16 protein-coding genes and 3 pseudogenes are annotated in these 21,419 nt (G+C 54.1%); 11 read left to right on the forward strand and 8 right to left on the reverse strand.

Features of this window, described 5'->3' with window-relative positions; genetic code table 11:
• Positions 1-4 precede the first annotated feature (4 nt).
• Positions 5-1,507: a leucyl aminopeptidase gene (locus AB4N82_RS24730; RefSeq protein WP_052211107.1), complete on the reverse strand. Its 1,503-nt coding sequence runs from the start codon at positions 1,505-1,507 to the stop codon at positions 5-7.
• Between the two features lie 67 nt (positions 1,508-1,574).
• Positions 1,575-2,753: a cystathionine beta-lyase gene (metC, locus tag AB4N82_RS24735; RefSeq protein WP_034105520.1), complete on the reverse strand. Its 1,179-nt coding sequence runs from the start codon at positions 2,751-2,753 to the stop codon at positions 1,575-1,577.
• A 126-nt stretch (positions 2,754-2,879) separates the two neighbouring features.
• Between metC and AB4N82_RS24740 the strand changes: the two genes are divergently transcribed.
• Both AB4N82_RS24740 and trxB read left to right on the forward strand, forming a co-directional pair.
• The gene (locus tag AB4N82_RS24740) at positions 2,880-3,341 is read left to right on the forward strand and encodes an Lrp/AsnC family transcriptional regulator (protein ID WP_034105522.1); all 462 of its coding nucleotides are present in this window, start codon (positions 2,880-2,882) and stop codon (positions 3,339-3,341) included.
• Positions 3,342-3,427: 86 nt separating this feature from the next.
• Entirely contained in the window at positions 3,428-4,390 is a 963-nt protein-coding gene (trxB, locus tag AB4N82_RS24745; RefSeq protein ID WP_034105525.1) for a thioredoxin-disulfide reductase, read from the forward strand.
• 290 nt (positions 4,391-4,680) lie between these two features.
• On the opposite strand, the gene AB4N82_RS24750 is transcribed toward trxB, so the two are convergent.
• From AB4N82_RS24750 to AB4N82_RS24775, 6 genes and pseudogenes are all read right to left on the reverse strand, one after another.
• Positions 4,681-5,544: a methyl-accepting chemotaxis protein gene (locus AB4N82_RS24750; RefSeq protein ID WP_460105165.1), complete on the reverse strand. Its 864-nt coding sequence runs from the start codon at positions 5,542-5,544 to the stop codon at positions 4,681-4,683.
• Positions 5,545-6,705: pseudogene (locus tag AB4N82_RS24755) on the reverse strand (HAMP domain-containing protein); the annotation flags it as partial. It abuts the gene before it with no gap.
• A 458-nt stretch (positions 6,706-7,163) separates the two neighbouring features.
• Positions 7,164-8,045, reverse strand: coding sequence for a methyl-accepting chemotaxis protein (locus AB4N82_RS24760; RefSeq protein WP_422121194.1), 882 nt, complete (start codon positions 8,043-8,045; stop codon positions 7,164-7,166).
• A 24-nt stretch (positions 8,046-8,069) separates the two neighbouring features.
• Positions 8,070-8,792 (reverse strand): annotated as a pseudogene (locus tag AB4N82_RS24765) (MCP four helix bundle domain-containing protein); the annotation flags it as partial.
• Positions 8,793-8,976: 184 nt separating this feature from the next.
• Positions 8,977-9,066, reverse strand: a pseudogene (locus tag AB4N82_RS24770) (hypothetical protein); the annotation flags it as partial.
• A 270-nt stretch (positions 9,067-9,336) separates the two neighbouring features.
• Positions 9,337-11,811 carry a TonB-dependent siderophore receptor gene (locus AB4N82_RS24775; RefSeq protein WP_460103419.1) on the reverse strand — a complete coding sequence of 825 codons (2,475 nt, stop codon included), beginning with the start codon at positions 11,809-11,811 and terminating at the stop codon, positions 9,337-9,339.
• Between the two features lie 647 nt (positions 11,812-12,458).
• Between AB4N82_RS24775 and AB4N82_RS24780 the strand changes: the two genes are divergently transcribed.
• The 9 genes from AB4N82_RS24780 (at position 12,459) to AB4N82_RS24820 (ending at position 21,410) form a co-directional block, all read left to right on the forward strand.
• Positions 12,459-12,971: a sigma-70 family RNA polymerase sigma factor gene (locus tag AB4N82_RS24780; RefSeq protein ID WP_052211108.1), complete on the forward strand. Its 513-nt coding sequence runs from the start codon at positions 12,459-12,461 to the stop codon at positions 12,969-12,971.
• Positions 12,968-13,924 carry a FecR domain-containing protein gene (locus tag AB4N82_RS24785; protein WP_460103421.1) on the forward strand — a complete coding sequence of 319 codons (957 nt, stop codon included), beginning with the start codon at positions 12,968-12,970 and terminating at the stop codon, positions 13,922-13,924. Before AB4N82_RS24780 ends, AB4N82_RS24785 begins: the two co-directional genes overlap by 4 nt.
• Positions 13,925-14,136: 212 nt before the next feature.
• A complete protein-coding gene (locus AB4N82_RS24790) occupies positions 14,137-14,454 on the forward strand; it encodes an STN domain-containing protein (RefSeq protein ID WP_252994208.1) in 318 nt (105 codons plus the stop codon).
• Positions 14,451-15,299 carry an energy transducer TonB gene (locus AB4N82_RS24795; protein ID WP_080758281.1) on the forward strand — a complete coding sequence of 283 codons (849 nt, stop codon included), beginning with the start codon at positions 14,451-14,453 and terminating at the stop codon, positions 15,297-15,299. The genes AB4N82_RS24790 and AB4N82_RS24795 overlap by 4 nt, the downstream gene beginning before the upstream one ends.
• Before the next feature lie 41 nt (positions 15,300-15,340).
• Positions 15,341-16,096: a MotA/TolQ/ExbB proton channel family protein gene (locus AB4N82_RS24800; protein WP_052211114.1), complete on the forward strand. Its 756-nt coding sequence runs from the start codon at positions 15,341-15,343 to the stop codon at positions 16,094-16,096.
• Positions 16,093-16,512, forward strand: a complete 420-nt coding sequence (locus AB4N82_RS24805; RefSeq protein WP_034105538.1) for an ExbD/TolR family protein — start codon at positions 16,093-16,095, stop codon at positions 16,510-16,512. The genes AB4N82_RS24800 and AB4N82_RS24805 overlap by 4 nt, the downstream gene beginning before the upstream one ends.
• A 16-nt stretch (positions 16,513-16,528) precedes the next feature.
• Entirely contained in the window at positions 16,529-18,274 is a 1,746-nt protein-coding gene (locus AB4N82_RS24810; protein ID WP_460103426.1) for an ABC transporter ATP-binding protein/permease, read from the forward strand.
• Positions 18,271-20,049: an ABC transporter ATP-binding protein/permease gene (locus AB4N82_RS24815; protein ID WP_080758282.1), complete on the forward strand. Its 1,779-nt coding sequence runs from the start codon at positions 18,271-18,273 to the stop codon at positions 20,047-20,049. Before AB4N82_RS24810 ends, AB4N82_RS24815 begins: the two co-directional genes overlap by 4 nt.
• 14 nt (positions 20,050-20,063) lie before the next feature.
• Entirely contained in the window at positions 20,064-21,410 is a 1,347-nt protein-coding gene (locus AB4N82_RS24820) for a TldD/PmbA family protein (protein ID WP_034105540.1), read from the forward strand.
• The last annotated feature ends 9 nt before the right edge of the window (positions 21,411-21,419 follow it).

Raw genomic sequence — 21,419 nt, forward strand, 5'->3', positions numbered from 1 at the left:
GTAATTAATGTTGGGTTGAATGCGCGCGAGTGATGAGAAACTCAGTCAACAACCTGACGGGACGCCCGGTTGCGCCCTTCTGCGGGCCGCTTCGCCACGCGGTGCCGGCAACATCCAAGTGCGCCCATGGGTAGCTCGTTGCGAAATGCGAGAGAAAGCAGGCTGCAGTGACACTCCCCGCGCCCTTCGTACCGATGTTTGGGAGATCGGCGAAATTGGATTTGAGTTGTTCTTGATAAGCCTCATCCAGAGGCATTCTCCAGGCGCTGTCTCCTGAAGCATGAGCTGCCTGCAGCACCTCCTTGCCCAGCGCCTCATCATTCGCGTACAGCCCACTGTGAACGTGACCGAGTGCAACGATGCAAGCTCCAGTCAGCGTGGCTACGTCGATCACGCAGGCCGGTTCAAATCGCTCGGAATAGGTCAGAGCGTCACAAAGAATGAGGCGACCCTCTGCGTCGGTGTTGAGCACTTCGATGGTCTTGCCGAGCATGCTGGTGATTACGTCACCGGGCTTAACAGCGTTAGGGCCTGGCATGTTCTCGCATGCGGCAATGACGCCGATGACGTTCAGCGCCAGCTTCATCTGCGCGGCTGCACGCAGGGTTCCTATGACCGCAGCTGCGCCGCACATGTCATATTTCATCTCGTCCATGGCTTCACCCGGCTTTAGCGATATGCCGCCGGAGTCAAAGGTGATGCCTTTGCCTACCAGCACCACCGGTGCCTGCGCTGCTTGTGCGCCGTTGTGTTTGATCACGATAAATCGGGGCGGCTGCGTTGAACCTTGAGCCACTGCCAGGAAAGCGTTCATTCCCAATGCGGCGATTTGCTCTTGGTCCATGACCTGCACTTCAACCGGAAACTGATCAGCCATCGTCAGTGCAGACTCTGCCAGATAGGTCGGCGTGCAAATATTCGGCGGAAGGTTCCCAAGATCACGACACAGATCGAGACCATCAGCGATGGCAACCCCGCGAAGTACCGAAGCCTCTGCTGCGTCGTGCGGCCCCTTGATCAGTAAGCGGACATGATCCAGCGGGCGACGTTTTTCACTTTGGCTGCTCTTGAGCGCACCGAACGTATAGTAAGCGTCCCGAAGCGCGAGCACCGATGCAAGCACCTGACACTCATCTGCGACAGTCATCGTGGTTGCGCTCAGGCACCATACCGCATCAGCGCAGCCACTGACTTTGAGCGCCTCAGCGCCTGCACAAAGCGCTTTTTGCAGGTTTTGTTGCGTGAGACTGGCGCTCTTGCCGAAGCTAACCAACAACACTCGACGCGCATTCAGGCCGCGCGGTGCGTGTAGCAGAAGCGTCTTGCCTGTTTCGTTCTCCAGTTCGTCTGCTTCAATCACGCGGGTGAGCAAGCCATCGGTCAAGTCGTCGAATGCCTTCGCGGTGCCTGACAAATCATTGCGGTTGATTCCCAGCACGAGGCATTCGGTCTGTACCTCTGCCAGGTAGCGCGCATCTGGAATATCTTGAGTTAGAACGAAGTTCATGTTCGTATTTACCTAAGAATTAAGTTAAGCCTCTCTCGAGGTCTTTATGCATTGACGCAGGGGACGTTCAGGCGACAGCAAACTGCGTCGGTGCGAAGGCCAGATGCAGTGCGCGGTGGAAGTCTTCAAGTAAATCGTCGATATGTTCAAGACCTGCGTGAACCCGCACCAAATAACCTTCTGCCGCCGGCTTGACGCTTCGCTCAGGTATTCCTACGGGCACCACAAGGCTTTCGAATCCACCCCAGGACAGTCCGATACCAAATAGTTTGAGGTTGTTGAAAAATGTACTGAGCTGCTGTGGGTTTTGCGCGACCAAACGTATGCCGAACAAACCGCTAGCACCTGTGAAGTCGCGCTTCCAGGTGTCGTGACCCGGATCGTTTTGGAGGGCTGGATGCAGTACTCGGGCTACCGCACTATTGCTCTGTAGGCTTTGCGCCAGCATCAGGCCGTTTTCCCAATGCTGGCGCAGCCGCACGGGCATGCTTCGCAGACCACGCAGGGCCAGGAAGATGTCATCAGGGCCCGCGGTTTCACCGAAATCATGGGCGCTTGCTTTCAGTTGGGGCCAGGCACGAGCGTTAGCTGTTGCTGTCCCCAACAGAGCATCGGAGTGCCCCACGATGTACTTGGTAGCCGCTTGAATCGAAACGTCTGCGCCGTGTTCGAAAGCTTTGAAGTAAAGGGGCGACGCCCAAGTGTTATCGATAATCACGATAGCGCCTACTGCGTGAGCCGCGGCGCTGATCGCGGGGATATCCGCTACCTCAAACGTCAGTGAACCAGGCGATTCCGTGAATACTACCTTGGTGTTTGCGCGCAGCATTGACTCAATTCCGGCTCCGCACAAAGGGTCGAAGTATTCAACATCGACACCCAGACGCTTGAGCACACGATCGGCAAACATCCGCGTCGGACCATAGATATTATCTGTAATGAGAATATGGTCACCCGCAGCTACAAACGCCAAAAGCGAATGGGTGCAGGCTGATAGTCCTGAAGGGAATACGAGCGAATGTTGTCCACCTTCCAGCTCTGCAATCGCGCTTTCAAACGAATGAGTTGTTGGGGTGCCAAAGCGGCCGTAATAGGCGTATGGATTGCCATCCTTTTTATGCGCCTGCCACGATTCGAAATTCTCAGCAAGCACTGTCGAGCCTCGAAACACCGGGGTGTTCACCAGCCCAGAGAACTTTTCTGGGGTTCGTCCTGCATGAATGCAATGTGTTTCGATGTTACGCATTTCAGAGCACCTGAGGATTTAAGGTGATGAAATATTACATGCGATCAAGCCGAATTATTTTGCATAATATACTTATAGAAGAACTATAATACGAATATAATTCTAATATGTTGGCTGGGAGGCGAAATGGATAAATTTGACTTGGCGATACTGGGAATTCTTCAAGCGGACAGCACCCAAGCGGTAGGAGCCATTGCTGATCAGATTGGCTTGGGCACTACTGCCTGCTGGAGGCGTATTCAAAAGCTTGAGGACGAAGGCTTCGTTCGTAAGCGGGTTGCGCTTCTCGACAGCGCAAAACTGAACGTTGCCGTAACCGTTTTCGTCTCTATCAAAACCAACCAGCACAGTGCTTCCTGGCTACACACATTCCATGAGCGCGTGGCGGCTATCACCGAGGTGATGGAGCTGTATCGAATGGCCGGTGATACCGATTATCTGGTGCGCATTGCGGTGCCCGACATTGCAGCCTACGACGCGGTTTACAAACAGTTGATTGAGATTCCCGGCCTATCGGACATCAGCTCGAGTTTTGCCATGGAGCAAATCAAATACACCACTGAGTACCCGCTCAAATACGCCCCCTGACAAACCTTCCTGAACGTCAGGTGGCCATTAGGTCAACCAAGTCAAAACAACAAAAAGGGGCCTACCCCCTGAACAGGAGTCACTAGATGTCTGAAGTCAAACACGCCAGGGTCATTATTCTGGGCTCTGGCCCTGCCGGTTACAGTGCTGCGGTCTATGCAGCCCGCGCCAATCTGAGTCCATTGTTGATCACTGGCATGCAGGCCGGCGGCCAGCTGACCACCACGACCGAAGTCGACAACTGGCCCGGCGACCCGCATGGATTGACCGGCCCCATGTTGATGGAGCGCATGCGAGAACACGCAGAGCGTTTTGAGACTGAAATCGTGTTTGATCACATTAATGCGGTCGATCTGGCCAGCAAACCGCTAACGCTTACGGGTGACGACGGAACGTACACCTGCGATGCGCTGATTATCGCCACTGGTGCCAGTGCGCGTTATCTCGGGTTGCCCTCCGAAGAAGCTTTTATGGGCAAAGGTGTTTCGGCGTGTGCGACCTGCGACGGTTTCTTTTATCGCAACCGCGAAGTTGCCGTCGTAGGGGGCGGAAACACGGCAGTCGAAGAAGCGCTTTACCTGGCCAACATCGCCAGCAAAGTTACGTTGATCCATCGCCGCGAGACTTTCCGAGCCGAAAAAATCCTGATCGACAAGCTGCACGCACGCGTTGCCGAAGGCAAGATCGAGCTTAAGCTCAATGCCACACTGGAAGAGGTATTGGGTGATGCGATGGGCGTAACTGGCGCACGCCTGAAGAATAACGATGGCAGCAGCAGCGAGCTAAAGCTGGCCGGCGTGTTCATCGCTATCGGCCATACGCCGAATACATCGCTGTTCGAAGGCCAACTGGCACTAAAAGACGGTTATATGGTGGTGCAAGGCGGTCGTGAAGGCAATGCGACAGCGACCAGTATTGAAGGTGTATTCGCGGCCGGTGACGTAGCGGACCACGTCTATCGTCAGGCGATCACTTCTGCTGGCGCAGGTTGCATGGCGGCCCTGGACTCCGAACGTTACTTGGATGGCCTGGCAAGTGCTTCGCTCTGATCGGCGCGCCGAGTTGAAACGCCAACGCTAGAGGTTGTGCAAAGATATAAAAGTCTGCGCGGCGATCAAAGCAAACGCTCCCTACAGGAATGTAGGGAGCGTTTTTCGTTATGGCTAAAATCCCAACTCGCAGGCACTTAGCGCTACTCTGGGTCAATAGGCGAAAAAATTTCAGGCGAGAAGTAATATTTGTCTCACAACATGTGACTTGGCTCAATGCGCTATCGGTGGGCGCATAAGCAAAGGCTAGGGCAACCCATAAATAGGAGTTGCCCCTTTCCCTGTGCCGGCTAAAGCGTGAAACGCGCAACGACAGTTCGCAGTTCTCCTGCCAGCAGCGAGAGCTCCTGCGCAGTCACCGCGTTGTCCTCTATGCCGTCCATCAGCGCCACACTGCCGTTACGAATCTCGGTCACATTGCGATTGATATCCTCCGAGACCGCGTGCTGCTGAACCGCCGCGCTGGCTATCTGGGTGTTCATGCCGACGATTTGCTCAACGCCGTCATTGATTGCATCCAGGCTGGCCGAGGCCTGATCAGCGGACTCGATGCACTCCTGCGCGCGCAGCTTGCCCGCTTTCATTTGCTCGACGGCGTCGCCTGTCGCCAGTTGCAGCTCCTGGATAATCCGGCGGATCTCTTCGGTGGAGTTTTGTGTGCGCGAGGCCAGCGTTCTGACCTCGTCGGCGACCACCGCGAATCCTCGACCCTGCTCGCCGGCGCGGGCCGCCTCAATGGCGGCGTTCAACGCCAGCAGATTCGTTTGATCAGCGATGTTACGGATCACCTCTATCACGCCACCGATCTGCTGGCTGTGTTGCGCAAGCGCCGAGACCTTTTGCGCGCTGCGCTCCACCTCATCCGCCAGGGCTTCAATGGTCACGCGGGTTTCCTGCATCTTTGCCAGGCCGGCGTTGGAGGATTGGCTGGCGTGCTCGGCGGCGTGGGCGGCACCCTCGGTGTTTTGCGCCACGTCCGCAACGCTGGTGGTCATCTCATTGATGGCCGTGGCGACTTGTTCGGTTTCGCTTTGCTGGGCGCTCATGGACCGCTTAGCCCGGTCAATCGACACACCTATTCGCTCAGCCGCGTCGGAGACCGATTGTGAACTGCGCTCAACCTGAGCCAGCGAAGAGCTAAAGGCCTGCACCATATGGTTAAGGCCGTTGCCCACATCGGCCATTTCATCTTTGCCACGCACGTGAATGCGCACGCTCAGGTCGCCCTGAGCAATCAGTTGGGTGGCAATCAACACATCGTTGATAGTGCGACGCATGGCGCTGTAGATGCCGCTGAACACATACACCAGCAACAGGCCAAGAACGACAAACATGCCGAGAATGAATAGGCGTTCCGACGTTTTTTCCTGAACTCGGCGTTCAAGCGCATTCAGCAGTGCGTCTTGCAGCGTGTCTTGCGCTTTGTACAACTCAGCCACCACCGCATTGCCTTTGCCCGGCAAGTTCTGCACGCCGCTGATGATGTCGCTTGGCGCGTCAATCAATACTTCGAGGTCGGCGCGGAAGCTGTCCAGGCTGGTAAAAGCACGGGTGATCGGCGCCTGAATACTGTCGGCGAGGGCGGGTTCTCTTCTACGCAAAAGTGCCAGGCTTTGCTGCAGTTCTTTATGGATGAGTAACTCGTTTTTGAGCATCGACTTGATGACGCTACGCGTACCCGCATTCAACGTTTGCCCGTCATGCAGCCCGCTGGCCAGCCCGCGCAATTGCCCGACGATATTGATTTGTCGTGGCAGCCTCAAGGTGCTCTGATCGATCAAGAACAACGATGCGTAATCTTCATCCAGCACCATGCCCGACGTGGCCGATACGTAGTACACGAAGTTCAACGTTTCGGTGAGCTGATCGTTCCAGTCATCGAAGATCGCGCTCTGGTTGGCATCCGCTTTCGCCAGCTCAATCAAACGCTGCGCCCCAGCGTGCAGGCGCTGCACTCGATCACCGGTTTCCAGCTGTGTGTTGAGCTGCCCGTCGGTTGCGGCCAGTTTCGAAAATGCGTCCTCCAACTTCAACTGGTTGGCCGATAGATCGGCTTGAGCGGTGCTGTCACCGCCGAGCAAGCGGTTGGTGAGTGCGCGTTGCAACATCGATAAACGCAGTAAAGGCGTTATCTCCAATAGGTAACGCTGGCCTAGTTGTTCCGAGCGAATGACCTCAAGGCTTGCGTTGATCTGATGGATGACGCGCGTACCAAGCAGAACCAAAGGGATTAGGACGATGATGGCGAGCACACCGAATTTCGCGGAGAAGCGTAACCGGTCGGCCAGGTGTACGGCAGGAGCAAGGATGTTCATGGAGTTCTCACAGCCCGGAATGGGACGGTTTGTAGTAGATGTGTGGTTGAGAACACTCCATTTTCTCGAATGCCTGGCTCTATCTGGCTCATTCGGCTAATGACGTTTTATGTAATTAAACGTTTCAGACATCGTGTCGGCATTGAGATTGCAAACTTTATGAAGAGTTGTACATTTATTTATTTTTGTACAACCTTGGAACGCTTTGAAAGCAATGATGTCGCTGAGCCATCACTACTACAGGGAAAAGTTTGAAAGGGAAGCGCTGGGGTAGCTGGTGGATTGACCTGTGCTGGAGGTAGTTTGTCTCCCATCAATACACCAGCAGCGAAGCAAGGTAAGCGACGGCGCCCGTATCTGGATCATAGGTCAAGCATCTTGATCGCTCGTATAGAGCTATTCTTGATGAAATTGGCGCAGATCCTATGCATGCAACCTTCCAGTAAAGAGGGCTATCTCTACATTTGAAATTGCTTGACCAACCTGTTTAATTCAACCGCGAGCTTCGTGAGTTCGGATGTTGCAATAGCCGTTTGACTGGAGCCCTCTGCCGCTTGATTTGAAAGGTCACGGATACTCACCAAGCTGCGATCTACCTCCCTGGCAACCTGAGCTTGCTCTTCCGATGCGGTCGCAATCAGGACGTTGCGCTCAGTAATATTGTCGATAGATTCGGTAATTTCCACCAACGCGGAACCGGCACCTTGAGCAGTATCCAACGTTTTCTGAGCTTGGGTGTTCGTGTGAGCCATTGCCGATACAGCAGATCCCGTGCCTTTTTGAATTGAACTGATCATCTGCTCAATTTCACTGGTTGATTGCTGTGTACGATGAGCCAGAGCTCTGACTTCATCAGCGACTACTGCGAAGCCTCGACCAGCCTCTCCGGCACGCGCAGCTTCGATAGCCGCATTCAACGCAAGAAGATTAGTCTGTTCTGCGATAGCGCGTATCACGTCCAAAACCTTGCTAATGTCTGTGGCCATGACGGCGAGCCCTTGTACCTCTTGCGATGCATCTTCAACATTTGCGACCATCAGACTAATGGCATGCACGGTTTCATCGACGCGGGCACGACCAGCCAATGCGGCGGAGTTGGATCGATTGGCTGCCTCAGAGGCTGAGGATGCATTTCTAGCCACCTCTTCCACAGCGGCACTCATCTCGGTTACGGCAGTAGCCGCCATTTCTACTTCATTATTCTGACGCAGCATGCCTTTATTTGCGTCTTCGGTGACAGCATGCATTTCTTCAGAAGTTGAGGCCAACTGGTTGGAAGAATCAGATATTAAAGTAAGCGTATTCCGCAACCCCTGCTGCATTGCACCTAACGCCCGCATAAGCCTAGCCACTTCATCGTGCCCTTGAGCGTCGATAACCCCAGTGAGATCGTTTTCAGCGATACGCTCCGCGATGGCAAGTGACTGGTTGATCGGGCCAGTAATACTTCGAGTGTACATTAGAGCTATTGCAATAGCGGCCATCGTGCTAACCAATATGAAACCGCCAACGATAAACTTAGCTTGCTCATAAATCAGGCTCGCCTCTTCTCCGGCATTTTTAGCTTTATTATTGTTAACACCTATCAGATCTTTAATGTCGATTTCAACAGCATCAGCAGATTGTTTCATCGACTCACCGGAAAGCTTAACCGCTTCGTCTAAATTGCCCGAAGAAACAAAAAACAAGTATTGATCTTGTACTATCTGATAGCTGGCGAGGCTTTTTGAAAGCTCATCAATTTTCTGTTTACCCAGTGGCGTTACGATGAAAGGCTGCAAGCTCGACAAAGAGTTCTGGATATTAACTCTAGCCCTCTTCAATTCTTCAAGAGCTTGGGCTTTACGGCTTTCTGGCTCTACGGGATTACGCAAACGTGCATTGCTACCTCTGATGCTTACGAACTCTCTGTCAATTACTCCGAGTATAGATATGCTGGGTACGACATTATTTTCCACAAAGCTTTCGGACGCCTTCAAACTAGACGCCTGCTTGAGGGCAACTATCCCCAACGCAATAATCATAAGGCAAAAAAAACCGAAACACAGAGCTGAACGTGGAGCAAGGTTGAATTTACGCAGCATCATAATTGTAGCCTCGTCTATATTTCCAGCTATGTCGTCACTCAAGACGTGATCTTAAGTACCGTTCGTCGAACAATGCCAGGCGACCTGAAAAAGTTAACCTTTCGCTTGAGCAATTATGTTTCTAGATGTAACCACCAAAATATTATCCGGAACCATTCGGTGATTTAGAGCCCATAACATTTATCGATACAAACTTTACTACCTTGCACAGCGTCCATTCAGTGTCATATACCGGGTTGTAGGTGGCTTCCAGCCAGATGGGCTGACCGCTTTTAAGAAATGGTTGTTTACTTTGATTACATACCAGGAGAGGACGAGATCGATTACCCAGCGAACAAAGTAATACATAGAGGAATGACGCTTTCTCCAAAGCTTGATATTAAATAGCTCCGGTTGAAGGCCATAGTAGCCGGGTGGTGACGAAAGATTGTGCTTGTGGCTCGTATAAACGAAAATACCCCTATCATATCGGGGCATTTTCGGGATAGGGCTTCATCATGTGTTCGTGTAGGGTGATCGGTATCTCATTTCCTACTCGTGCTGCTTAGAAGTCATAACTGAGGGTCAGGCGTGTATTTCGTTCAGGGCGCACACCGATGTACAACGGAGTACTAGAGTACGAGTACAACGTGCGATCAAAGATATTTTTCACCCCAAGCGTCAACGACCAGTCTTTCTGACGATAGAAAACCGATGCATCTGTTTGTGCGCCTCCAGGCAGATCAAAGTAGTTGAAATTATTCGGGCTGCCGTTAACCGTAGCACTGAAAGCGTTAACACCAATACCGGCGCCGAACCCTTTCAACTGACCTTCGAGCAGTTCATAGGACGTCCAGACACTGGCCGAGTGCTTGGGTTGGCCAATGGTTTTAGGGGTGTCAGAAAACGTAGGGTCAAAACCCTCTGATGGAGGTGGCTCAGCAAAATGGGTGTAGGTGTAGCTAGCGGCGACCGCCCATCCCGGTACGATCTCACCACTCAAATCAAAGTCAATGCCTTTAGACTTGAGCCCCTGAGAACCTGTTGTACGGCCGAATCCATCGGTAATGGGTACGCCTGTTTCTTCCATCTGAAAAATGGCACTCGTGAAGGTCAGCGCATCGTCGTTCAGCTTGATCTTGACGCCCAGTTCTTTTGAATCACTTTCTAGTGGCGGCAGCGGCGTATTGGTTGACGAGTCCAGCGTGTTGTTAGCCTGGAATCCCTTGGTGCGGTTTACATAAACTGTAACGTCAGGCGTTACGTCGTAGCTGACACCATAACTTGGAACCCATTTCGCACTTTTGAAAGAATCTTTTGTGCTTGTCCCCAACAACTCGGCAGGGATTTCATCCGGGTTGTTCGGAAGGTAGTTTGTTGACTGTCCATCGTACAACGTGCGGCGCGCTGCGAGCATTACGTGGGTCCGATCTCCCAGTTTAATCAAATCCTGAAGCAACAAGCCCTTCTGAACCTGCAGATAGTTAGTGGTGTGATAATAATTAGGCGATTTATAGCCGAACTTGGGAAAATCAAAGTCGGTGCCGTCATTGATGTTTCCTGAAGCCACTATCCTTACATCTGTGTCGAACGAGTTTGTGGTGTAGCGTTGGTAATCCACCCCGGCCAGTAACTTTTGCTCAATGAACCCGGTATTCAGGGTGTAAATAATGTTGTTCTGCGTGCTTGCCGAATAAGTGATGGCTCCCGCCTGAAGCCCCGTCGATTTAATCTCTCCGTTAGGTCCATATCCCGGCGCGCCTCCTCCACCGCCATTGGGCTCCCACACATTAAGCTGGTACTCATTTCGGGAATAGGTCGCCTTGCTTTCGAACGTTAAGTTGTCATTAAACGAATGACTGAACTCGTAATAGCCAATCTTGGAATCCGACGCAATACGGTCGTCCTTGCCCGTAACGCGGTAGTTGGAAAGTTTCTGTACATTCCCTTCAAATCGATAGGTCGCAGGCCCAAGCGCTCGGCGTTGACCCTGGAACTCTGCACCCACAGTAAAACTGGTGCTGTCGTCCTTCCAACGCAAGACCGGAGCAATATAGTCGCGACGGGTGCCGTTGTAGTCTGGCTCACTCTCCGGCGCACGCATGTGAACGATATTGAGTCGGTAGCTGAACGCTTTGTCCGCAGTAATAGCATCGCCCAAGTCTAAAGCTTGCTGAAACTCACCCTTGTCGGTGACATCGAGCCGGAGCTGATGCAGCGGGACAGTGACAGGGGCCTTGCGAACAAGATTGATAGCACCTGACGATCCCGCGGTCCCAGTCATGATGGAATCGGGACCTTTAATAACCTCAACACGATCAATACCTTCTATGGGGGTAGAACCGGTGCCCACGTCTGGAACACCGTTGGTACTGGTATTGGGGATAGCAAAACCACGAATGTAGAACTGCTTTGTACCCCGGTTGGTGTCCCAAGTAGTCACACTGCCTGAGCTGCGCAAGGCATCCTCGAGGGATGAGGCTTGGCGATCTGTCAGCAATTTCTGGCTGATGACCTGCACTGACCGAGGGGTTTCCTGAATCGACGTGTTGCCTCGCATAGCGCCAGTGGCATTACCAGGGTTGTAGACTTCGCGGTCTTCATACTCCGCGGCACTGCTGACGGTGATGTCGGGAAGCTGTGCATCAGTGTTCGCCACCGGCGGCGCAGATGTAATCGCAGGCCTGATGGGTGCCTGCTCAATGGTCAGCGTCCCATTGCCGGTGATGCCTAACCGCAGACTGCTGTTTTTCAAGGCTTGAGCAATCGCCTGTTCAGTCGTGAGCTGGCCACTGATTACCGGCGCCTGGAAGGCTTTTGCGAGCGCTGGATCGAAAGAAATCACCCTCCCACTCTGGCGAGCAATCATTAAGAGCGATTGATCCAGTGGACCGGCCGGAATATTGAACTGCATTCGCTGCACCACTGCGTTTGCCGACGCAGAGTTCGCAAAGCTAGTCGGTGCAACTGCGTAAACTAAGGCTACGCTCAACGCCAGTCTTGCCAGATTGAAAGGTGACACCTTACGTTTCAAGCTCATCTTGCTCTCCCCGAACACACTCAATAAGTACTTGCAATTAATCTGTGCGACGAGAGAGAAAAAGTGACAGCCCGACCACCGAAAAACTTTTTGTACTGCTGCGCGGAATGCGACTTTGCGGCTTTAACGCCGGTGGTTATGGGTGCAATGCAAGACCGTGCGATGAAACGTTTTTCGATGCCTACCTCGGGCATTCGGCAGGTTGCTAGAACCTCTTGAGCGACGCGTCGAAAAATAGTAAGCCCGCTATACGTAAAATGAGTATGACGGCCCATTGGTGTCTGCCAAGCGTTCGCGCACGCGCAAAGTCGATGTCCGCCCAGAAAACACAGATTGGGTATTTTTGGCACATTGAATCCTATTTGCACAGATTCGCGAGAAATTAGGTAACGAAACCGACAGACACATACAAATTAGAATTTTATTCCGGGCATACAGTTTTTTGGTGACGTTCTTCGCGCTTAATTGGTGCTGGCCTTCATTTAGAGCCTCAATTGAGAGCACTAAGCCTGGCAGACTCACATGACGATGGCTGCGCGGGCGCTGAATCGCGAGATTGGCTTGAAATTTGCTGGGTGATTGCCGCTGACACATTTTTATTACAAATGTGTGAGTCCTCAATTTTTCACCGTTGACCAGGTGCTTTCATGGCCGCAAGTGACGCAGTGCTTCGATCTGACTTTTTGACCGTCGTCTTCCGCAGCGACTATAGCTGGCTGGCAGCACGTTTGCGTTACAAGCTGGGATGCCGACACAATGCCGAAGATGTGGCGTGCGAAACCTTCACTCAACTGGCAGCGATGCCCACTCCGCAAGATGTAAAAGAGCCTCGCGCGATGTTGACCACTATCGCGAACAGGGTCATGTATGAGCTTTCACGTCGGCGTGATCTTGAACGCGCCTACATGGAGGCTTTGGCGCTGATGCCAGCGGCGACCCATCCATCGCCCGAGGATCAGCATCTTTTGATGGAATCTCTGTTGGCTGTGGACAAGGCACTCGAAGGATTACCCGTGAAAGCGCGAATGGCTTTTTTATATAGTCAGATCGATGGTTTGACTTATGCCGAGATCGGGTCCCGCCTCGGCGTCTCCGCAAGCATGGTGAGGCAGTATATGGCTAAGGCACTTAAATGCTGCTACCTGGCAGCGTCTGAATGAAAAAAAGCGTCGACACAATCGATAGTATCGCCGAGCAGGCTATCGAATGGATGGTGTACCTGCGCTCAGGTGAGGCAACGGCGGAAGACGAATCTGCTTTTTTGACGTGGCGCGCGCAAAGACCCGAACATGAACAAGCGTGCACGCGAATTGAATCAACCCTCGGAAAAATGCCGTCGCATTTATCCGCAGTATCGTCGCAGAGCGTCCGCAGCGTGTTGCTGGCACCGTCACGAAGAAGAGAGTTTTTGCGCACTGCTCTGAGTATCGCGGTAGTGGGAACCATGGGGGGGTGGTTGGTCAATCGAACTTATCCCGTCGGCGACATGTTAGCCGACGTGACTACCCGCACCTCTCAGCGCCGTACATTGCAGTTGTCCGATGGCAGTTCGCTGACGCTCAACGCACGCAGTGCAGCGAATATCAACATTGATATGCAGTCGGGAAGCAGAAAAATTCGACTGGTGTCAGGTGAAATGATTTTGAACGTCGCCCCCTCCCAGCAGCCATTTCTTGTTCAGATTGGGCGAGCCATTATTGAGGTCAAAGATGGCAGATTCTCGTTGCGCGAAGTGAGCGACGGTTTCAGGGTTGTGGCCTTGAATGGAGGCGTTCGCGCGACAGCGAGGGGTGACACCAAACTACTCTCGGTCGGCCAGGGGGCCACATTCGGGCCTGAAGGCTTCAGAGTATTTCCTGTCTCCATTGGGGCCGAATCGAGCTGGCTACGAGGAGTGCTTGAAGTCAATGACCAGCCTCTTTCCGTCGTCATTGATGCTCTGCGAAATTACCGCACAGGCATTGTCCGCCTCGACCCGGCTGCTGCCTCACTGCGAGTCAGCGGCCTGTTTCCATTGGACGATACAGATTTTGCTATAGAGGCACTCGCGCAGACGATGCCTATCGTCGTTCGTCGCACTACCGGTTACTGGGTAAACATCAGCGGCGCTTAATCCGCTCTTTGCGTCGTTCGCCGCCCCCCCCTCCTCCCTCCTCCCCGACGCACTTTCGCGTCTTTCTCATAAAAAATATCTGCTGACCACTGTCACTTTTCCTTTCTCGTCGCACATAACTAATAAGAATAACTTTTAGAGCGGTTGCCATCTTGCTTAAAGCATCGTTTTACAAGCTTGGGTCGAGTCCTTTGGTAGCCGTTGGACTGGTTATGCTCTTCGCGGGCAACAGCATCGAGGCATTGGCCTGTGATCTTGATACTCATCGCAACTATGCAATTGATGCTGGCTTGTTGAGCAATACGCTGCTGGATATCGGACGTATCAATGGCTGCGTAATCGTTTTTGAACCTGGCTTGATTGTTGAAAAGCGCAGTAAGAGCGTCCGGGGCCAGCTCACAGGTTATGAAGCTGCGCGCCAGGCGCTGGATGCCTCGGGGTTTGAGCTGTCGCGGACCGCCAATGGCACGCTCAAGCTGCTTCCCAGCAATATAAAGATAAGAAATGCAAAAGCGGAGACAGGCGTGTGAGCAATCTCAATTTACCGGGCAGCCATTTTCCTCATGCGCGAGGCTGGGAGTCATGCGCCAATATCGAAGCGGCAGAGCCAAAGAAAAATCGGCTGCCCATTATCGCAGCCTTCTCTGTGGCGCTTCTAGTCCATGTGGGCGGGCTGGCTATATTGGTCACACAGGTGACCAAGCGTGAGCTGACTATGGAGCAAGCTGCTTCCGTAAGCAGTGTACGTGTGAGTCTGGTCGCCATGCCGCCTCCGACTCCGGTCGTGATTCAGCCGCCAGTTGAGGAAGTACCGGTCCAGGCGCCGCCGACGCCTGCCGTGCTCACCAGCGACGCCTCGGCCCGCACCATTGAACAGGAGCCACCGAAGCCTAAGCCAGTGGAAAAACCCAAGGAAGTCAAACCTGTGCCTAAGCCCAAGCCTGTGATCAAACCTGCTCCAAAAAAACCGGCTCCGGTGCAGGAGCAAAAACCAGTCGAGCCCACGCCACCCAGTGAAGCCAAGCCTGACCCTGCCTCTACCCAAGCGCAATCTGCACCCGTCGCGCCGAAGATGATGGATTTGCCAACTGCCGCGCCCAAGGATGTGCCGTCTGTAGGGTGCCGCGTTCCAGCACCGGCTTATCCGCGCAGGGCAAGACGTTTACACGCCGAAGGTCAAGTGTTGGTGCGTCTTGAGATCAACCCGAAAGGGCTGGTGCAGCGAGCCGACGTGGTCCGCAGCAGTGGTAATGAAGAACTTGATGAATCGGCTGTCGCGGCTGTCCGCGGCGCGGTTTGCAACCCTTATGTAGAAGGCGGACAGGCCATCTCGGTTCGCGCTGTGCAAACCGTTGACTTCCGTCTGAGCAACTAACCACTCGATCGTAATCGAGCGCTAATGAGAGAGGATTGACCATGCAAGAATTAGGGTTGGCCTACGCCTGGCAAACAGGGGATATGGTTTCAAAGACCATTGCCATAGTGCTGTTGATCATGTCTGTGCTGAGTTGGGGCGTGATGATCATCAAAACCGTACAGTTACTTAAGTTGCGAGGAATGACGCGCCGTGCAGTCACATCGTTCTGGAGAGCGGAGAACTTCGACGCGGGCGTCGAACAGTTGAACACTGGCCCAGGCAATCCATTCGTGCATTTGGCCCAAGTAGGTGTTGCTGCCAATGCACACCAACAGCAGCAAAGCTCGCAGCTCCACAGTCGTTTTGACTTGAGTGATTGGCTGGGGCGATGCCTGAAAGACGTTCTGGAGGAGCATCTGTCGCGATTGCAGATGGGGCTGGCGATTCTTGCTTCGATCGGCAGTACGGCGCCGTTCGTAGGCCTGTTCGGGACGGTATGGGGTATCTACCACGCGCTCAAGGTGATCGGAACCACCGGCGACGCGTCGCTGGCGCAGGTCGCTGGCCCGGTTGGCGAATCGCTGATCATGACGGCGTTCGGTCTGTTTGTAGCGATCCCCGCAGTGCTCGGTTACAACGCAATCTCGCGTCGCAACAAAGGTGTCAGTCACGCGCTGGCACGCTTTGCACACGATCTGCACGCGTACTTTTTGACCGGTGCGCGGGTCAATGTTGAAGAAGCCTCCCCTGGAGTGCCTAGCAATGCGGCAGATAAGCGCTTCACCAACGCGACGGTCGCGAGGACTACGTCATGAGCATGGGGTCGCAGTTCGAAGCCGATGATGTGATGGCGGACATCAACATGACCCCATTGATTGACGTGATGTTGGTGCTGCTGATTATCTTCATCATCACATTGCCGGTGATTAATCACGCGGTGAAGTTGGAGCTGCCCAAAGCCGATAGTCATACGATGGAGAAGCAGCCCGACGCCATCGACGTTTCTATCACGCCCGATGGCTCCATTTTATGGAACAAGGAGCCGGTCAGCGATGATCAGCTCAAACAGCGAATCGCTGTGGCGGCCGTTCAAGATCCAGTCCCCAATGTGCGGCTGTTTGCTGACAAGGAAGTGCGCTACGAGCGCGTTGCTACTCTTTTGTCGGCGGCCCAGGGCGGAGGCTTGAGCAAGATCGATTTTGTAACCGAAGCCAAACCCACTACGCCCTGAACTTACCGGAACGTCTATGACCAGCGCCACCCTCGCCGCTGCACGGCCATCGCTCGCCCAGCTTTTGTTGCCCTATTGGGTATCCAAAGATCGCTACTGGGCCTGGGGGCTGCTGGCAACATGCCTGTCGATTAGCTTTGGTGGGATTTATGTGTCACTGCTAGCGACTGAGGTGGTTGCCAAGACAACAGACGCCTTAGTCGCGCGTGATTGGCCGACACTATGGTCGACATTGATCTTTGGCTTTGTTCTTGGGTTGCTGATGGCTGGCCTGGCAATCGTGTCTTATGCGGCTCAGGAATACTTGCAACTCCGCTGGCGTGCCTGGCTTAGCCACAGATTGATCGACCGATGGACCGCAAACCAGCGTTTCTATCCGGTAGAGCGAGATGGCCTGGTGAGCAACAGTGATCAGCGAATTTCTGAAGACATCAATATATTCGTACAGCGCTCGCTTCTGCTTACTCTGGGCGTGATTACCGTGCCCGTCAGTGCCGTGACTTTTGGTGGGGTCCTATGGGGGTTGTCTGGGGTGCTGAGCCTGGAGTTAGGCGGGCATACTTTTGAGATCCCGGGTTACCTCCTGTATGCAGCGATCATTTACTCATTGCTCGGATTATTGATCGCTCATTGGGTGGGCAAACCCTTGATTGCTTTGAATATTCGCAAGCAAACGGTAGAAGCTGATTTCCGCGCACTGGGAATGAACTTGCGTGAGAACGCTGAGCAGATTGCGTTCTATCGCGGGGGCCCGAGGGAGGGGCACCGGATGATGCAGCAGTTCCGGCAGGTGCAGCTCAATTTCATCGCGCTGCTGATACGAATCTGCAAATCGTCTGTGGCCAATTCGGCTTATCTTCAAGTTGGGAGCCTTGTGCCTACTGCGCTATCGATGCCTCGCTATTTATCAGGGGCTGTCAGCTTGGGCGGTCTCACTCAAGTGACCGCAGCGTTCAACCAGGTCAGTTCATCACTGAACTTCTTTAGCTCCAGCTACGTAGACTTCAGTATTTGGCTCGCCTCGGCGAATCGGTTGCGTGATCTACAAGGTGCGTTGCTTAGCCTCGAGACGCAAGTGCCTGGGATTACACTACGTTTTACAGATAAGCCAGTCATCGCAGCCTCGGCCCTGACGCTGACCAGCCCACTCGGAGAGACACTGAGTCATACACCCGCGGTGTACATTGAGCAGGGTCAGAAGTGGGTCGTGCGCGGCCCATCCGGCGCCGGCAAAAGTACCCTGATGCGAGCGCTGTCCGGCCTGTGGCCGCATGGCAGTGGCTGGGTGCAAGTGCCGGACAGCAGTGTCTCGCAGCTGTTTGTACCTCAGAAAAGCTACATCCCTCAGGGCACGCTCAAAGCAGCGCTGTGTTATCCGGATGGTGATTCCCGCTTTGATGACGACCAATGCCGCCAAGCCTTGATCGATGTGCGGTTGGAGGCGCGTGTCGAATCGCTGACACAGGCAGCGGATTGGCAAAACCTGCTTTCCGGAGGCGAGCAACAACGATTGGCGATCGCGCGCGTATTGTTGCAGCAACCAAAATTGGTTTTCTTTGATGAGGCTACCAGCGGCCTTGATCCGGACACGGAGAGGTATATTCATCAGCTGTTATTCGCGCGTCTTTCTGAAAGCGCCATCATCAGCATCAGTCATAACCGCGAGTTGGATCCTCTCTTTTCACACACGCTGGACATCACACCCGCGCATGACATTGGTCCTGCTGCCGACGCGACGACTCATATGTCGGTGCGCCCATGAGCCGGCCGTTGAGCGGTGCCCATTTGCCTGAACAGCGCCCTTCGATAGGAAGGGTTTTCAGCGCGTTCTGGCTGTCCGAGGAAAAATGGCTGGCGGCGGCTTTATTTGCCGTCTGTGTTTCGATCACATTGGGCATGGTTTATGTTGCGGTCTGGGCAAACCAGGCGGCCGGTAACTTGGTTGATGCGCTGGTCTCAAAGGACTGGCATACATTGCTACCCGTCTTATTGATGAATTTTGCGCTGGCGCTGACCTCGCCATTGCTGATTATCGTCAACCTTGCTGTACGTCAGGTGCTGGAGTTGCGTTGGCGTACTTGGCTTACGCGCAATTATGTAGAGCGATGGACTCAGGGGGATCGCTACCTTGAACTGGAGCGTGAGGGGTCGTTGACCAACGCCGACCAGCGAATCTCCCAGGATATTGCTGAATTCGTCGAAATCACGCTGACCAATGTTCTGAACCTTATTTACATGCTAGTGAGCGCAGTGTCGTTCGGCGCTGTGCTGTGGAGTTTGTCGGGAGAGTTGTCTTTCAGTATTGCCGGTGCAGCCATCGTTATTCCCGGCTATCTGTTGTTCGCCGCGTTGGGCTACACGGTTGGGCAACTGGCAGTTGTGCATTGGGCTGGCAAGGCGCTGGTAGGCCTTAATAGTCATAAGCAAACCGTGGAGGCAGACTTTCGTTTCCTCGGCATGCGCTTGCGTGAAAACGCTGAGCAGATTGCGTTCTATCGCGGCGGAGCAATCGAGCGTGGTCGCTTGTTGGCGGCCTTCGCACGGGTGCGCAGCAACTGGGCAGCCATCATCAAACGCACGTCCAAGCTGATGTTCGCCCGCGATGCGTACCAAGAAACCTTTTCCTTGTTGCCGATGCTACTGGCGGTTCCTCGCTACATGAGCGGGGATATCAGCCTCGGCGATGTGGCGCGTATCCAGGGTGGGCTCGGTGGCCCGGCGGGCGGCGCCTTCGGCGCGATGACCGCAACGTTGAATCTGTTTGTGCAGGTCTACCCGACCTACACCCGCTGGCTGGCGCTGGTGAATCGGCTGCGCGACTTCAGTTGGGCCATGAACAAGCTCGACGCCCGACCTCGTGAGATCCAGTTGCATGCCGGGGGAGATCAACTGGTCTGTACCGATTTGGACTTGCGCAAGCCGTCAGGTGAGGCGCTGGTCCAGGTGCCATTGCTGCAGATTGAAGCTGGGCAACGCTGGGTGATCAAAGGTGCATCCGGACGCGGTAAGAGTACGTTGCTGCGTGCCATTGCCGGTCTGTGGCCCTACGGCAGCGGGACCATTGCGATCCCTGAGGGGTGGAAGGTGATGTTTGTACCCCAACGTAGCTATGTCCCTACCGGCTCTTTGAAGGCAGCGCTGTGCTACCCCTACCAACCGGAAACTGTGACTGACGAGCACTGCCGGCAGGCTTTAATCGATTGCCATATGGATAAATTCGCATTCGATCTGACGCAGGAAGCGGTCTGGCAGCGCAAGCTTTCAGGAGGCGAGCAACAACGTCTCGCGCTCGCCCGGCTGCTGATTCATCGGCCTGACCTAGTGTTTCTGGACGAGGCCACCAGCGCTCTCGATGGCGAGACCGAACAGTCCATTTACCGGCACCTTTTAACCGAATTGGCCACCAGTGCAATGGTCAGTGTGACCCACCGAACGGCACTGGACAGCCTGCACGATCGCGTCCTGGACTTGGACGCTGTGTCGCAGCCCCCCTACCCCGATCCTCATCGCAAAAGCGCTTCGAGATGCCCTTCCTGAAATTGGAGTTATAGATGAATCAGCAGTTCGCTTATACCGGGGAACAACTGGCGGAGATCGCGCAGGACCTCGTCGCCAAGGCAAGACACTTGGGTGCCAGTGACGCCAAAGTTTCCATTTCAGAGATGTCCGGGCTAAGTGTCGAGGTATTGGATGGGCGGGTCACAACCCGCACGGTACATACGCAAAGTAGCATCTCTCTCACGGTGTTCAGAGGCCAGCGTCAAGGCTTCACGAGTTCCACCGATTTCAGCCCCGCCAATGTGCAGCGAATGGTGAGTGCTGCGTTGGACATCGCTCGCTACGCCAGCGAAGACCCCGACGCGTGCCTGGTCGACAGCGCGCAACTGAGCACTGTCGAGCTGGATTTGCAAACGGACAACCCTTGGTCTCTGGATATAGAGCAAGCGGTGCAACACGTCAGACAGGTCGAAGACGGTATTCACCGGTTGGGTGCCGAAGTTCGCAGCGATGGTGCAAGTCTTGAAACCGCTCGCTCGCAAATGCTCCTGGCGACATCTCAAGGCTTTTGCCGTCGTTCACAGCGCACCGATCACAGTGTCACCGCGAGGGTGATTGGCAGCCGCGATGACCAACGCAAAACTGATTCCTGGACTGATTACCGCACCGCACCGCAGTTGCTCATGGCGCCTGAGCAGGTGGGTGAAATAGCCGCACGTAGCGCTATTGAATCGCTGGGCAGCCGCTCAATCAGCTCTCGCAGCTGCCCGGTCTTGCTGGCGCCGCAGGCCGCCCACAGCCTTGTTCATCATTTCCATCAAGCGGTCAGTGGAGGCGAACTCTCAAGAGATGCGTCGTTTCTACGTGACAGCCTCGGACAAAGAATTTTTGCCGAGCATCTGGACGTCTTCGAAAATCCTTTCCAGTTGTACGGGACGGCAAGCGGTTGTTTCGATTCAGACGGTGTAGTAGGCCAGCAACGAGCGGTTGTTGATCAGGGCGTAGTTCGCGGCTACTTCCTTTCTGCCTATACGGCCCGACGTCTTGGCATGGTAAGCACGGGAAATGCCAAAGGCGCATATAACCTTAGCTTGAAAAGCCGCCTTACCAAGGACAGTGATGATCTCACCGCAATGCTCGGAAAATTGAATAACGGACTGTATATCACTCATCTGATCGGGGATGGCGTGCGCCTGGCGACCGGCGATTACTCACGTGCCGCGCAAGGATTTTGGGTGGAAAACGGCGAGATCCAATTTCCGGTCGACCACGTCACTGTGGCGGGAAATCTGCGTGACATTTACGCCGGTATTTTAGCCGTTGGTAGCGACAGCATGACGCTGGGAAAAGTCAGCGGTGGTTCGATTTTGATTAATGACCTGCGCATCGGCGGGCAGTGACTTCTAACG

The organism is Pseudomonas sp. H1_D04, from assembly GCF_054683855.1.

Bases quoted from the DNA above. Each gene is read 5' to 3' on its own strand.
- AB4N82_RS24730 (WP_052211107.1), bottom strand. From the start codon at position 1,507: ATGAACTTCGTTCTAACTCAAGATATTCCAGATGCGCGCTACCTGGCA.
- metC (WP_034105520.1), bottom strand. From the start codon at position 2,753: ATGCGTAACATCGAAACACATTGCATTCATGCAGGACGAACCCCAGAA.
- AB4N82_RS24740 (WP_034105522.1), top strand. From the start codon at position 2,880: ATGGATAAATTTGACTTGGCGATACTGGGAATTCTTCAAGCGGACAGC.
- trxB (WP_034105525.1), top strand. From the start codon at position 3,428: ATGTCTGAAGTCAAACACGCCAGGGTCATTATTCTGGGCTCTGGCCCT.
- AB4N82_RS24750 (WP_460105165.1), bottom strand. From the start codon at position 5,544: ATGGTGCAGGCCTTTAGCTCTTCGCTGGCTCAGGTTGAGCGCAGTTCA.
- AB4N82_RS24760 (WP_422121194.1), bottom strand. From the start codon at position 8,045: ATGCGGGCGTTAGGTGCAATGCAGCAGGGGTTGCGGAATACGCTTACT.
- AB4N82_RS24775 (WP_460103419.1), bottom strand. From the start codon at position 11,811: ATGAGCTTGAAACGTAAGGTGTCACCTTTCAATCTGGCAAGACTGGCG.
- AB4N82_RS24780 (WP_052211108.1), top strand. From the start codon at position 12,459: ATGGCCGCAAGTGACGCAGTGCTTCGATCTGACTTTTTGACCGTCGTC.
- AB4N82_RS24785 (WP_460103421.1), top strand. From the start codon at position 12,968: ATGAAAAAAAGCGTCGACACAATCGATAGTATCGCCGAGCAGGCTATC.
- AB4N82_RS24790 (WP_252994208.1), top strand. From the start codon at position 14,137: ATGCTCTTCGCGGGCAACAGCATCGAGGCATTGGCCTGTGATCTTGAT.
- AB4N82_RS24800 (WP_052211114.1), top strand. From the start codon at position 15,341: ATGCAAGAATTAGGGTTGGCCTACGCCTGGCAAACAGGGGATATGGTT.
- AB4N82_RS24805 (WP_034105538.1), top strand. From the start codon at position 16,093: ATGAGCATGGGGTCGCAGTTCGAAGCCGATGATGTGATGGCGGACATC.
- AB4N82_RS24810 (WP_460103426.1), top strand. From the start codon at position 16,529: ATGACCAGCGCCACCCTCGCCGCTGCACGGCCATCGCTCGCCCAGCTT.
- AB4N82_RS24815 (WP_080758282.1), top strand. From the start codon at position 18,271: ATGAGCCGGCCGTTGAGCGGTGCCCATTTGCCTGAACAGCGCCCTTCG.
- AB4N82_RS24820 (WP_034105540.1), top strand. From the start codon at position 20,064: ATGAATCAGCAGTTCGCTTATACCGGGGAACAACTGGCGGAGATCGCG.